The sequence below is a fragment of the Vibrio hangzhouensis genome, assembly GCF_900107935.1.
In the GTDB taxonomy this organism is placed as follows: Bacteria; Pseudomonadota; Gammaproteobacteria; order Enterobacterales; family Vibrionaceae; genus Vibrio; species Vibrio hangzhouensis.
The window spans coordinates 184,138-196,645 of record NZ_FNVG01000001.1 but is presented as its reverse complement, the minus strand read 5'-3'; the positions used below and the strand labels follow the sequence as shown (position 1 = coordinate 196,645).

Below are 12,508 nucleotides of genomic sequence, written 5' to 3'. Positions count from 1 at the left end.
GCCTGGCAGCGTTAAATCGTTAACTTGCTTTTTTGTGTCCCAGCGCATCTTCACAGCGCCTTCTGGCAACGGATAAGTCTTCCAGTAACGTATTGATGTCTTCGAGCTGGCGCTTCAATACGGCTTCCTTCTCGTCGATGATCTTTAGCATTTTGGTTAGTTGGCTATCCCCCTGATGGGTGTCGTATAGCTCAAACAGTTCACGGATTTCTGCTAAAGCAAAGCCCAGACGTTTGCCCCTTAGAATCAGTTTCAGGCGTACCTTGTCTCTGCGATGGTAGATACGCATTGTTCCTTTGCGTTCAGGCTGCAACAGCCCTTCATCTTCATAAAACCGGATACTTCGGGTTGTAATATCAAATTCTTTGGCGAGATCGCTGATCTTAAAAGTGTCCATCGGTTACTGCTCTCCGAATTGTTGGGCTTTGTCATGCTTCACTCGACCACTGCCTATCAAGAAGGTGAGTAAAGGAAATTTGACAAGTTAGCAACTTGTTTCTTTACGTTTACGTAAATGTTAGTGCTATGCTTACACAAACGTCAAGGAATTAGTGGGGAAAGAAATGAGCCAACGTGAAGTCTGGATTGTTGCCGCTAAGCGTACTCCCATAGGAAAGTTTCAGGGCAAATTAACACCAGTCGGGGCTACTGCACTTGGCAGTACGGTCATCTCAGCCGTTATGGGCATAACGGCTATTGACGCAGCATTAGTGGATGAAGTGCTTATGGGGTGCGTACTGACGGCGGGTTGTAGACAGGCTCCCGCCAGACAGGCAGCCTTGGGAGCAGGGCTACCGGACTCAATACCCTGTACCACAATTAACAAAGTGTGTGGCTCAGGAATGAAGACAGTGATGCTAGCTTCGACCCTGATTCAATCGGGGGAGATGAACTGTGTGATCGCTGGTGGTATGGAGAGCATGACTAATGCGCCATATCTATTACCTAAGGCACGAGAAGGGATTCGAATCGGTCACAGCACCTGTTATGACCATATGTTTCTGGATGGTTTACAAGACGCTTATGAAGGTCATCTCATGGGGGTTTATGGCCAACAGATTGCTGACCAGTTGGGGTTTAGTCGAGAGCAAATGGATGAGTGGGCTGTCCTGTCGGCGCAGCGTGCTATGACGGCCCAATTACGCGGTGCTTTTGAAGCGGAAGTGTGTCCGATTTCTGTGGACAACACTGTTTTGTTAGAGGCAGATGAACTCCCACAATCAATCAACATTGAGAAGATCCCTCGCCTGAAACCTGCATTCAGGCCAGATGGCAGCATTACTGCTGCCAACTCAAGTGCCATCTCAGATGGAGCCGCCGCGTTAATCCTGATGGAGAAGCAAATGGCCTTGTCTATGGGATTGGAGCCTTTGGCTAAGATCAAAGGACAAACAACCGCAGCGAGAAAGCCCTCTGAATTTACTCTGGCACCGGTTAATGCGATTCACGACCTGCTAGATAAGGTGGGTTGGAGTGCACAACAGGTCGATGGATGGGAAATCAACGAAGCATTTGCTGTCGTTACCAAAATCGCCATGCAGCAGCTAAATCTTGATCCAGTCAAAGTTAACGTAAATGGTGGCGCTTGTGCTTTGGGTCACCCCATAGGAGCGAGTGGCGCAAGGATCTTGGTGACTCTGATTCACAGTCTGATGTCTCAGAAGTCCGATCGTTCCCACGGAGACAGGCCTTTAAGGGGCATTGCGGCCTTGTGCATTGGCGGAGGTGAAGCGACCGCTCTTGCTATAGAGATTCCGGTTTAAACAAAAGGACAAAGTCATGACTCATAACGTTCCGTTATTTATCAATGGTGGATGCCGTCAGTCAGAATCTACCGAGTGGCTGGAGGTTACCAACCCAGCCGACAATAAAGTTATCGCTAAACTTCCATTGAGCACGGAAAGTGAAATGGAACATGCCGTGTCACAAGCGCTGATTGCGCAAAAACAGTGGAAAGAAGTAGCCGTTTCGGAGCGTGCCAGGTTGATGTTGCGCTATCAGCAGTTGTTGAAAGAACAGCACGATGCGATTGCTCAGTTGTTGTCTACGGAGACGGGCAAAACCATTGCTGATGCTAAGGGCGATGTGTGGAGGGGGATAGAGGTTGTTGAGCAAGCGGCCAACATTGCCAGTAACATGATGGGTGAAACGGTTGAAAATGTCGCAACGGATATTGACGGCTACTCCATTGTGCAGCCTCTTGGTGTTTGCTGCGGTATCACGCCATTTAATTTTCCGGCCATGATCCCACTCTGGATGTTCCCCATTGCTATTGCGGCAGGCAACAGTTTTGTACTGAAGCCGTCTGAGCAAGTACCGTTGACGGCTATTCGACTGGCTGAACTATTCCAGCAAGCGGGTGCGCCCGAAGGTGTCCTTCAGGTCATTCACGGCGGGAAGGAGCAAGTAGATTACCTGCTTGCTCATCCAGAAATTAAAGCAGTGTCGTTCGTAGGTTCAGTACCTACTGCTCAGTATATCTATCAGACAGGCACTGCTCACCATAAACGGGTACAGGCGTTTGCAGGTGCAAAAAACCACATGGTGGTGATGCCAGATGCGAATAGAGAGCAGGTCATCAACCATTTGGTGGGATCGTCGGTGGGGGCTGCGGGTCAGCGATGTATGGCCATTTCAGTCGCTGTGTTTGTGGGCACTTCAAATCAATGGATCCCCGAATTGGCCAATGCGATGTCGAAAGTGAATCCAGGCGCTTGGGACGATGACAACGCGGCCTACGGTCCTTTGATTAGTGCAACAGCCAAGCAGAGAGTTCTGACGTTGATTCAACAGGGGCAAGCGGAAGGCGCAGAGTGTTTGCTTGACGGTAGTGAGTGCCATGTGTCCGGTTTGCCCGATGGAAACTGGGTTGGACCAACACTATTCAGAGGTGTAACCCGGGACATGTCCATATACAAGGAAGAGATTTTCGGACCCGTTTTAGTTTGTATGGAAGTAGAGACTCTGGAAGAGGCTCTGTCATTAGTTAACAGCAACCCCTATGGGAACGGCACCTCTATTTTCACCGCCAGTGGTGCTGCTGCACGCAAGTATCAGCACGAAGTTATGGTCGGGCAGGTAGGCATAAATGTTCCGATCCCAGTGCCTTTACCGTTTTTCTCATTTACAGGATGGCGCGGGAGCTTTTATGGAGACCTGCATGCCTATGGTAAACAAGCCGTTAAGTTCTATACCGAAACGAAGACCGTAACGGCTCGATGGTTTGACGATGATATTCCAGACGGACCAAACCTGACCATTCACTTGCGCTAACAGTGGGGGATGCTGCCATGGATTTTGAACTCAATGAGGAACAACGTGCTTTCGCAGAGACAGCGAAACAATTTGCTGATGAACAACTCGCCCCAAATGCAGCGCGCTGGGATGAAGAGTGCCTTTTTCCTAAATCAGAGCTAAGACAAGCCGGGGAGTTGGGGTTGATGTCTCTGTATGCTCCCGAAGCGCAGGGTGGATTAGAGTTGAGCCGCCTCGATGCGTCAATTGTGTTTGAACGCCTTAGTGAGGGATGCACCTCCACTACTGCTTTTATGACGATTCACAACATGGTGACGTGGATGGTGGCCAGTTTTGGCAGTGAATTGGTCAGGCAGGCGTATTGCCCTAAGCTCACCACGGGAGAGTGGCTTGGTTCCTACTGTTTGACTGAGCCAAACGCGGGATCCGATGCGGCGTCCCTGACGACGAGTGCGACTAAGCAAGGTGGTGACTATTTTCTGAATGGCGCAAAAGCCTTTATCTCTGGTGCTGGTGAGACTGAGGTACTGGTTGTGATGGCAAGAACCGGAGAAAGCGGGCCGAAAGGTATCTCTGCCTTCGTTGTGCCTGCAGACGCCGAGGGAATCAGTTATGGCCGTAAGGAACCGAAGTTGGGGTGGAACAGTCAGCCAACTCGGGCCATCACTTTTGACAATGTTCGGGTTCCTGCTGCAAATCTACTTGGGGCCGAAGGACAGGGGTTTGTTCTGGCAATGAAAGGCCTTGATGGCGGACGAGTCAACATCGCCTCCTGTTCGGTGGGGACGGCACAACATGCGTTGAATCAGGCGACCCAATACCTGACAGAAAGAAAACAGTTTGGTCGGACACTCGATCAGTTTCAGGCACTACAATTTAAAGTGGCTGATATGGCAACAGAATTGGTAGCGGCACGGCAAATGGTACGGCTGGCGGCGTTTAAGCTCGATGCCGGTCATAGTGATGCATCGACCTATTGTGCCATGGCTAAGAGATTTGCAACGGACGTTGGATTTAAGGTCTGCGACCAGGTGCTGCAACTGTTTGGTGGGTATGGCTATATCAAAGAGTACTCTATAGAGCGGCATTTTCGTGATGTGAGAGTTCATCAAATTTTAGAAGGTACCAATGAAATAATGCGATTGATTATCGCCCGTCGTGTTCTGAGCGACAGTCGCACGATTGAGTAGTGATGGTTACATGGAGGAGACTCGATGTCTGATTGTGATTTGATTCAGCATAGCATCAATAATCACGTTGCTGTGATTACGATTTGCAACCCACCAGCCAATACCTGGACGTTAGACAGTTTAACGGCACTTAGGGAGTTGGTGTCGACGCTCAGTGCAAATAAAGAAGTTTATGCTCTGGTGATCACCGGTCAGGGAGAGAAGTTTTTCTCTGCTGGGGCCGATCTTAAGGTGTTTGCTGGTGGTGATAAAGAAAGCGCATGTACCATGTCGCGCATATTTGGCGAAGCGTTCGAAGCGCTGTCTGCTTTTAGGGGCGTTTCAATCGCTGCAATCAATGGTTATGCCATGGGAGGAGGGCTGGAAGTGGCACTGGCCTGTGACATTCGCATTGCGGAAGCACAGGCGGTAATGGCATTGCCAGAAGCCAAAGTAGGCTTGTTGCCCTGTGCAGGAGGCACACAGAATTTGACCGCATTGGTCGGAGAAGGTTGGGCTAAGCGTATCATTTTGTGCGGTGAACAGGTATCGGCGGACAGAGCGTTGCAAATTAGATTGGTGGAAGAAGTGGTCGACAAAGGTCAGGCGCTAAATTGTGCCATTGCGTTGGCCGAACAAGTGGCTTATCAGTCACCATGCTCTGTTTCCGCATGCAAAACGCTTATCCAGAACACACGAAGCCACTTTATTTCTCATGGGTTGGTCAAAGAGCGCGAGCTGTTTATTCGGCTGTTTGATACTGAAGATCAAAAAGAGGGGGTCAATGCATTTTTAGAAAAAAGACCGCCGAACTGGAAAAACGGGTAGGAGAGAACCATGTCCGATACGGTAAGTTTTGAAGAACTAAAATGCGACAACGGTGATTATATCATAGCGGTAGCGACATTAGACAATCCAACGTCGCTCAACGCTTTGACTCATAATATGTTGGTGCTCCTTAACGACCAGTTAGCCAAATGGCACGAAGACGACAATGTCGTCTGTGTACTGCTGGATGGCGCTGGAGAGAAAGCGTTTTGTGCTGGTGGAGATGTCCGGGCTATGCACGACGTGATGAAGCACTCTCCGATGGAAGACGCTAAAGCGTACTGTGAGGCGTTTTTCAGCGTTGAGTATCAGTGTGACTATCTCATCCATACTTATTGCAAGCCTATCATCGCATGGGGCGAAGGGATCGTTATGGGTGGCGGAATGGGGCTTTTTATGGGCGCCAGCCATAAAATTGTGACCCCCAATTCTCGTCTTGCAATGCCAGAAATCAGTATTGGTTTATTTCCCGATGTCGGGGCGACATACTTCTTGAATCACTTAGAGCAAAGGCTGGGGCTTTTTTTAGGATTGACTGGCGTGATGCTGAATGCTTCAGACGCAATGGACATTCATCTTGCCGATCATCTTGTTCTTAATCAGGAGCAGCCAAGCCTGCTAAAGCAACTCCAACATGCAGACTGGGATAGTGTGGAGGACAGTTACGAGTTCGTTTCTGAGTGCCTGACCGACCTCGAGCAGCACGTTGGAGACCAGAAACCTCAACCTCAATTGGCGGATCGGTTGACCGACATCTATCAAGCCTGCGATGCGGACAGCGTTAATGATGTAGTTGGTAACATTTTGGCGTTACCGGGTAACGAAAAATGGTTGCAAATGGCTAAGCAAAACCTGTCACAAGGAAGTGCCGTCACCGCGCACATCTGCTTCCGTCAAATCCATAACTATGCTCACTTGTCACTCGCGGACGTCTTCCGCCTCGAACTCATATTAGCACTTCGAAGTGTATTGCTTGGTGAGTTTCAGGAAGGCGTCCGCTCACGTTTGGTGGATAAAGACGGTAATCCGAACTGGCGTTTTCAATCTGTTGAACAGGTGGATACCGCAGTTATTGATGAAATGTTCACTTCGTTATGGCGTGATGATGAACACCCATTAGCGTCATTGGGGCATTACTAAGGAGAGTCGCTGTGAATCAAGGTTCAAAATCAAAAGTTGCCTTTATTGGATTAGGCAATATGGGGGCACCTATGGTCGGGAACCTGCTCAAAGCAGGTGTGACTGTAAACGTGTTTGATTTACTCCCACAGTTGGCTGAGCCTCTGGGCAAATTGGGAGCAAACGTCAGCCTTAGCCTTCAAGAGGCGGTTACTGACGTTGATATTGTCATTACCATGTTACCAGCCGGCGAACACGTTCGTGCCGTGTATTTGGGCGATCACAACGGCGGCAAGGGCATCATCAATCTAGTCTCAGAGCAGACATTTCTTATTGACTCCTCTACGATCGATCCTGACTCTGCGCGTCTAGTTGCCTCCGAAGCTCACAAAAAGGGTCTTGAATTTGTTGATGCTCCGGTATCGGGCGGCGTAGCAGGTGCTAAAGCGGGCACTTTGACCTTTATTGTCGGTGGGACGGAAAGTGGGTTCCAGATGGCAGAATCGGCGCTTTGTCATATGGGGAAAAACATTTTTCACGCAGGTAAGGCGGGCGATGGGCAAATGGCCAAGATTTGCAATAATTTGCTGCTCGGCGTGGTGATGTCCGGGACCTGTGAAGCGCTCAGTCTGGGTGTCGATAATGGTCTCAATCCTGAGGTACTCTCAAATATTATGCTTCAGAGTTCTGGCAGAAATTGGGTTTTGGAACTATATAACCCTTGCCCGGGAGTAATGGAGCACGCACCAGCGAGCCACCAATATGCTCCGGGCTTTATGTGTAAGTTAATGTCGAAAGACCTGGGGTTAGGGCTTGAGGTGGCGGCAAATAGCCAGTCTTCAGTCCCAATGGGTTCGTTAGCCCGCAATCTTTATGCGTTTCATAATCGCAATGGAAATGCAGAGTTAGATTTCTCCAGTCTGTTTGAATATTTTTCTGTAAGTAAGAGGGAAACTTAGATGCAACTTGAACAGAGCGTTATCGCCATTACCGGCGCTGGTCAGGGACTCGGCCAAACTATGGCGACTAGCCTGGCTAAGCAGGGAGTGAGTCTGGCATTGCTCGATGTCAATGAAGTGGCTTTGACGGAGACCAAAGAGCTCTGCGAAGCATTAGGGGTAAAAGCGCAAATTTATAAGGTTAATGTCACCAATGAACAGGAGGTGGAACGAGTATTTAGTGACATTGTCACTGATTTTGGTGTGTTAAATGGATTGATTAACAATGCAGGGATCCTTCGGGATGGCCTGTTAGTCAAATCTAAAGACGGTGAAATCAGCAAAATGTCATTGGAGCAGTTCAATGCGGTGATTGATGTCAACCTGACCGGTACGTTTCTGTGTGGCCGTGAAGCTGCAGTAAAAATGATAGAAACCGACTCCAGAGGTGTGATCATCAATATTTCAAGCGTATCCAGAGCGGGTAACATGGGGCAGACAAATTATGCCGCCTCGAAAGCCGCTGTCGCGACGATGGCCTCTGTGTGGGGTAAAGAGTTGGCGCGTTATGGGATTCGCGCCGCCGCTATCGCTCCCGGTGTTGTTGAGACGTCAATGACGGCGCAGATGAAGCCAGAAGCTCGCGAGAGGCTGGAAAACATGGTGCCGGTGCGTCGTATGGCGGATCCATTGGAAATCGCCCACACGGTTCGCTTCATTCTAGAGAACGAATACGTTAATGGCCGTGTGATTGAAGTCGATGGTGGTTTGGTTATTTAGCACCCACGCTAACCCTCACATTTCACGATAATTTGGACCCCCGCCACCTTCTGGCGGGGTCCATTTAATATTGGCAGACGGATCTTTGATGTCACAGGTCTTGCAATGCAGGCAGTTGGCAGCGTTGATTTGCAGCTGTTTTTTTCCTTCTAATTCCACTATTTCATAGACACCGGCTGGGCAGTATCGTTGGCTGGGCTCATCGTAATCAGGTAGATGAGATTCCAGGACCAGATTAGGATAGAGAATATGCAGGTGGCAGGGTTGATCCTCTTCGTGTTGTGTACCTGACAGGTACACAGACGACGGTTTGTCAAAACTGATTTCCCCATCAGGTTTGGGATAGCAAATGGGTTTCGCATGTTCTTTGTATACCAGACTATCTCGGTCTTCTCTGATATCGGTCACATCCCAAGGTACAGGCCGTCTGAACAATTTGGGCCACCAGTTTTGTTCGACGGTATTGAGTAAACCGCCGAGAGGTTCACCAAATCGGTGAAGGTTAGCACCAAAATTCCGAGTTTGCTGCAACTCATCAAACAGCCAGGATTTCTCAAAATGGAATTGATAATCCGCTTCTTTGTCAGGGGTGACGGCACAAAGTTGTTCGAATATTGACTCAGCGGCCAACATTCCGGATTTCATTGCAGTATGACTGCCTTTGATTTTTCCCATGTTGAGCGTCCCGGCATCACAGCCAATCAGCAGGCCTCCGGGGAACTGCTGTTTTGGCAGAGATCGCAGGCCGCCCTTGGCAATGGCCCGGGCACCAAAAGCGATGCGCTCGCCGAACTCAAGATAACGACTGATAGCAGGGTGGTGTTTGAAGCGTTGAAACTCATCAAACGGACTCAGGTTGGGGTTGGCATAATTCAAGTCAACGATCAGTCCTACCGCGATCTGATTATTTTCCAGATGGTAAACAAAACTCCCTCCGGTAGTGTCAGACAGATGCAATGGCCAGCCCACACCGTGTATCACCGTCCCCGCTGAGTAATATGCCTGCGTAGCGGGCAATTGCCATATTTCTTTGAAGCCTAGTGCGTAGTGCTGTGGCTGGCGATCTGCATCCAGTTTGAATCGAGAGAACAACTCGTTGCCCAAATTTCCACGTGCTCCCTCTGCAAAAACGGTGTACTTGGCTTTAAGTTCAATACCCGGCTCAAAGTTTGCCTTTTTGTTGCCCTGTTTATCCAGGCCCATATCCGATGTGCAGACGCCACAAACAGCACCCTCAGCGTCATAGAGAATACTGGATGCCGCAAAGCCAGGAAACACTTCGATGCCTGATTGTTCGGCCTGCTGCGCCAACCAGCGACATAAGTTGCCGAGGCTGATTGCATGGTTATTCTCGCTGTTTTTGAGGCAACTCGGCGTCAAAAAATCGGGTATTTTTATGTGGTTATATAGGGTGGTGAGATAGAGAAATTGGTCCTCGGTTACTGGGTTGTTGACAGGGGCTCCTAGCTGTTGCCAGTCGGGAATTAGTTCATCAAGAGCGCGAGTTTCAAACACCGCACCGGATAGGATATGGGCACCAATTTCGGCACCTTTCTCAATGACACAAATCGTCAGGGTAGTATGCTGCTGCTCTGCAAGTTGAGCCAAACGAATTGCTGCAGATAGCCCTGCAGGACCAGCTCCTACGATGACTACATCAAACTCCATGCATTCTCTTTCCACGCTGCCCACCTCATTGTCCGTTTATTACGATTTAATAGTATTGGTTTAACTATAGTGCAATAACGAATGTGCAGTTGACGTAAACGTAAACTTTACTAAGCTCAATAATTAGGGCAGTGACCAGTTTGGCGAGTAAAAAAAGGAGAGGCTATGAAGGTTTTGGTAGCAATCAAACGAGTGATCGATCCTTATGTCAAAGTACGGGTAAAAAGCGATGGAAGCGGTGTGGAGACCAACAACGTAAAGATGTCTATGAATCCATTTTGTGAAATCGCTGTGGAAGAGGCGATTCGACTTAAGGAATCCGGAGTTGCCGAAGAAGTCGTTGTGGTCAGTATTGGCGATAACTCGGTTCAGGAAACTTTACGTAGCGCACTGGCTCTGGGTGCTGACAGAGCCATTCATGTCAACGGCCCTACAACACTGGAACCACTGGTCGTTGCTAAGGTACTTGCAGCGCTGATGGAGAAAGAACAGCCTCAGTTAGTGCTTCTAGGAAAGCAGGCGATTGACAGTGATAACAACCAGGTAGCTCAAATGGTGGCGGCGTTGACCGATACACCACAGGGTACGTTTACCTCTCAACTGGTTATCGAAGACGGCACTGCACAAGTGACAAGGGAAATCGATGGCGGTTTGGAAACACTGGAATTGTCGTTACCTGCTATTGTAAGCACGGATCTTCGGCTCAACGAGCCGCGGTACGCCTCGTTACCCAATATTATGAAAGCCAAGCGCAAGCCGTTAGATATATTAGAAGCGGAGAGCTTTAATGTCGATCTGCAGCCGAGACAACAGGTTGTTGAGGTGACAGCGCCACCCAAACGGGAATCGGGTGAAATAGTATCGTCTGTGGATGACCTGATCGACAAGTTGCGAAATAAAGCTAACGTGCTTTAGGTAGCATGATTTGACTGAATCAAGGGGGAAGGCTATGGACACACGAATTCTGGTCATTGCTGAACATGATAACGAAAAGGTGAGCTTAGATACATACAAAACGCTCAGTGCTGCAAGCTGTCTCGGGGACGACGTTGCTGTTCTGGTCATGGGGTCAGCTTGCCACAACGTTGCTGACACCCTCGCTAAGGCGCAATACGTTTCGAAGGTGTTGATAGCAGAAAACGAACAATTTGCTCATTTACTTGCAGAAAGCTGCGCTCCTTTGGTGTTGAGATTGGCGAAAGATTTTAGCCATATCCTCGCACCAGCCAGCACGTTTGGGAAAAATCTTTTGCCTCGGGTCGCGGCTTTGCTCGATGTGGGACAATTATCCGATGTTATACAGATTGTTTCGACAGATACGGTGATTCGTCCTATCTATGCGGGGAATGCCCTGGCCACGGTGACGACTACTGATCTGCATAAGGTCATGACGATACGCAGTTCGGCGTTTGAGTGCGGTGAGACCGACTGCGGGAAGGTTGCCGAAGTGATTGAAATGAAAGAGTCGGTCAACAACGCACTATCAAAATACGTCTCGACTCAAAAAAACAAAAGTGAACGTCCGGAGCTTTCCGCCGCGCGTGTCGTTGTGTCTGGTGGCCGAGGGCTGGGAAGTAAAGAAAATTTTGCCATGGTAGAGAAGCTCGCGGATAAACTTGGTGGTGCTATTGGCGCATCAAGAGCGGCGGTAGATGCAGGGTTTGTGTCCAATGATCTGCAAGTTGGGCAAACGGGTAAGATAGTCGCCCCAGAGCTTTACATAGCAGTAGGCATTTCAGGGGCAATTCAACATATGGCGGGGATGAAAGACTCCAAGGTTATCGTTGCCATTAACAGTGACCCCGACGCGCCTATCTTTCAGGTAGCTGACTATGGTCTGGTCGGTGATTTGTTTGAAGTGATGCCTGAACTGATTGACAAACTACCCTGATAAATTGAGAAGAAATTTATACAAATAGTTGATTGAAAAAGGGAAAAATGGGATCCAGAATAGTAGGGGTATAAAAGTTTCTCTTCTGGTGCCTTGATGAACAACACGTATTTATTGTCGGTTTTGATTGTTTTAACGGCCTGTTTGGACGTTGTAACCAGCGACTATGATACTCTGAAACAAGCAAAACAGGATCGGCTGTTTGAACGGGGTTGGATGCCGGATATTCTGCCTGTTTCGACCCGATCAATTACGGTATCCAACGACTTTGATTTGAATACCGCTACAGGCCATTTCAAGATATCCGTCAACGATCTTCAGACATTCAAACAACGGCTGAAGCCTACAGATAAGGTCGATCAGTTCGTTTTTATTGAAGATGGTAGCCAATGGACATTTATTGTGTCGGACGACGGGACTATCGAGTATACCCTTCGGCAGGCGGACTTTTAACTCATTGTTACATAGCTGTATTTTGGAAATTAGTTTATGGATTACGACACCTTCAATCAGTTCTGCGCGTCTTTCCCTGCAACCTCACATGTTATTCAATGGGGGAATGCACATGTCTGGAAGGTGGGTGGAAAGGTATTTGCAATCGGAGGGTGGAGCGAGGATTCGGGGCCAGCCTATACCTTTAAGACATCTCCTCTGAATTTTGATTTTCTTCGTGACTGTGAAGGCTATCGCCCGGCTCCGTATTTTGCCACCCGCGGGATGAAATGGATTCAGCAGGTAGATACCTCAGGGCCATTAGACGATGACCTCAAATATTATCTGTCACAGTCCTACCGAATCGTAGCTTTAGGTTTGAGCCGCACCAAAAGAGCAGAATTGGGCATCGATATTGAAGATTAGCC

At 48.8% G+C, this 12,508-nt stretch carries 13 protein-coding genes; 11 read left to right on the top strand and 2 right to left on the bottom strand.

All coding sequences use genetic code 11. The features are described 5' to 3' along the window. Positions 1-19: 19 nt before the first annotated feature. The gene (locus C4S60_RS00870) at positions 20-397 is read right to left on the bottom strand and encodes a MerR family transcriptional regulator (protein WP_103878428.1); all 378 of its coding nucleotides are present in this window, start codon (positions 395-397) and stop codon (positions 20-22) included. Between the two features lie 166 nt (positions 398-563). Here C4S60_RS00870 and C4S60_RS00865 point away from each other — a divergent pair, with 166 nt between their 5' ends. The 7 genes from C4S60_RS00865 to C4S60_RS00835 are packed head-to-tail and all read left to right on the top strand — an operon-like array spanning position 564 to position 8,089. After that, positions 564-1,763: a thiolase family protein gene (locus C4S60_RS00865; protein WP_103878427.1), complete on the top strand. Its 1,200-nt coding sequence runs from the start codon at positions 564-566 to the stop codon at positions 1,761-1,763. Positions 1,764-1,779: 16 nt separating this feature from the next. Next, the gene (locus tag C4S60_RS00860; RefSeq protein ID WP_103878426.1) at positions 1,780-3,273 is read left to right on the top strand and encodes a CoA-acylating methylmalonate-semialdehyde dehydrogenase; all 1,494 of its coding nucleotides are present in this window, start codon (positions 1,780-1,782) and stop codon (positions 3,271-3,273) included. 17 nt (positions 3,274-3,290) lie between these two features. Continuing rightward, positions 3,291-4,445, top strand: coding sequence for an acyl-CoA dehydrogenase family protein (locus C4S60_RS00855; protein ID WP_103878425.1), 1,155 nt, complete (start codon positions 3,291-3,293; stop codon positions 4,443-4,445). Positions 4,446-4,469: 24 nt separating this feature from the next. Continuing rightward, positions 4,470-5,252, top strand: a complete 783-nt coding sequence (locus C4S60_RS00850; RefSeq protein WP_103878424.1) for an enoyl-CoA hydratase — start codon at positions 4,470-4,472, stop codon at positions 5,250-5,252. A 9-nt stretch (positions 5,253-5,261) separates the two neighbouring features. Then, complete coding sequence (locus C4S60_RS00845; protein WP_103878423.1) at positions 5,262-6,392, top strand: enoyl-CoA hydratase/isomerase family protein; 1,131 nt, start codon at positions 5,262-5,264, stop codon at positions 6,390-6,392. 59 nt (positions 6,393-6,451) lie between these two features. Further along, on the top strand, positions 6,452-7,330 hold the full coding sequence (gene mmsB / locus C4S60_RS00840; RefSeq protein ID WP_244182991.1) for a 3-hydroxyisobutyrate dehydrogenase: 879 nt from the start codon (positions 6,452-6,454) through the stop codon (positions 7,328-7,330). Further along, the gene (locus C4S60_RS00835) at positions 7,331-8,089 is read left to right on the top strand and encodes an SDR family oxidoreductase (protein WP_103878421.1); all 759 of its coding nucleotides are present in this window, start codon (positions 7,331-7,333) and stop codon (positions 8,087-8,089) included. A 15-nt stretch (positions 8,090-8,104) separates the two neighbouring features. On the opposite strand, the gene C4S60_RS00830 is transcribed toward C4S60_RS00835, so the two are convergent. Further along, on the bottom strand, positions 8,105-9,772 hold the full coding sequence (locus tag C4S60_RS00830; protein WP_208623226.1) for an electron transfer flavoprotein-ubiquinone oxidoreductase: 1,668 nt from the start codon (positions 9,770-9,772) through the stop codon (positions 8,105-8,107). 150 nt (positions 9,773-9,922) lie between these two features. Here C4S60_RS00830 and C4S60_RS00825 point away from each other — a divergent pair, with 150 nt between their 5' ends. From C4S60_RS00825 to C4S60_RS00810, 4 genes are all read left to right on the top strand, one after another. Next, the gene (locus C4S60_RS00825; RefSeq protein WP_103878419.1) at positions 9,923-10,672 is read left to right on the top strand and encodes an electron transfer flavoprotein subunit beta/FixA family protein; all 750 of its coding nucleotides are present in this window, start codon (positions 9,923-9,925) and stop codon (positions 10,670-10,672) included. 34 nt (positions 10,673-10,706) lie between these two features. Then, a complete protein-coding gene (locus tag C4S60_RS00820) occupies positions 10,707-11,648 on the top strand; it encodes an electron transfer flavoprotein subunit alpha/FixB family protein (protein WP_103878418.1) in 942 nt (313 codons plus the stop codon). A 96-nt stretch (positions 11,649-11,744) separates the two neighbouring features. After that, entirely contained in the window at positions 11,745-12,101 is a 357-nt protein-coding gene (locus C4S60_RS00815) for a YbbD-related protein (RefSeq protein ID WP_103878417.1), read from the top strand. A 36-nt stretch (positions 12,102-12,137) separates the two neighbouring features. Beyond that, positions 12,138-12,506 (top strand): MmcQ/YjbR family DNA-binding protein, encoded by a 369-nt coding sequence (locus C4S60_RS00810; RefSeq protein WP_103878416.1) that lies wholly within the window; start codon positions 12,138-12,140, stop codon positions 12,504-12,506. Positions 12,507-12,508 lie beyond the last annotated feature (2 nt).

Coding starts and splice junctions, on each gene's coding strand:
- C4S60_RS00865 (WP_103878427.1), top strand. CDS start 564: ATGAGCCAACGTGAAGTCTGGATTGTTGCCGCTAAGCGTACTCCCATA.
- C4S60_RS00870 (WP_103878428.1), bottom strand. CDS start 397: ATGGACACTTTTAAGATCAGCGATCTCGCCAAAGAATTTGATATTACA.
- C4S60_RS00850 (WP_103878424.1), top strand. CDS start 4,470: ATGTCTGATTGTGATTTGATTCAGCATAGCATCAATAATCACGTTGCT.
- C4S60_RS00845 (WP_103878423.1), top strand. CDS start 5,262: ATGTCCGATACGGTAAGTTTTGAAGAACTAAAATGCGACAACGGTGAT.
- C4S60_RS00855 (WP_103878425.1), top strand. CDS start 3,291: ATGGATTTTGAACTCAATGAGGAACAACGTGCTTTCGCAGAGACAGCG.
- mmsB (WP_244182991.1), top strand. CDS start 6,452: ATGGGGGCACCTATGGTCGGGAACCTGCTCAAAGCAGGTGTGACTGTA.
- C4S60_RS00815 (WP_103878417.1), top strand. CDS start 11,745: ATGAACAACACGTATTTATTGTCGGTTTTGATTGTTTTAACGGCCTGT.
- C4S60_RS00860 (WP_103878426.1), top strand. CDS start 1,780: ATGACTCATAACGTTCCGTTATTTATCAATGGTGGATGCCGTCAGTCA.
- C4S60_RS00835 (WP_103878421.1), top strand. CDS start 7,331: ATGCAACTTGAACAGAGCGTTATCGCCATTACCGGCGCTGGTCAGGGA.
- C4S60_RS00810 (WP_103878416.1), top strand. CDS start 12,138: ATGGATTACGACACCTTCAATCAGTTCTGCGCGTCTTTCCCTGCAACC.
- C4S60_RS00825 (WP_103878419.1), top strand. CDS start 9,923: ATGAAGGTTTTGGTAGCAATCAAACGAGTGATCGATCCTTATGTCAAA.
- C4S60_RS00820 (WP_103878418.1), top strand. CDS start 10,707: ATGGACACACGAATTCTGGTCATTGCTGAACATGATAACGAAAAGGTG.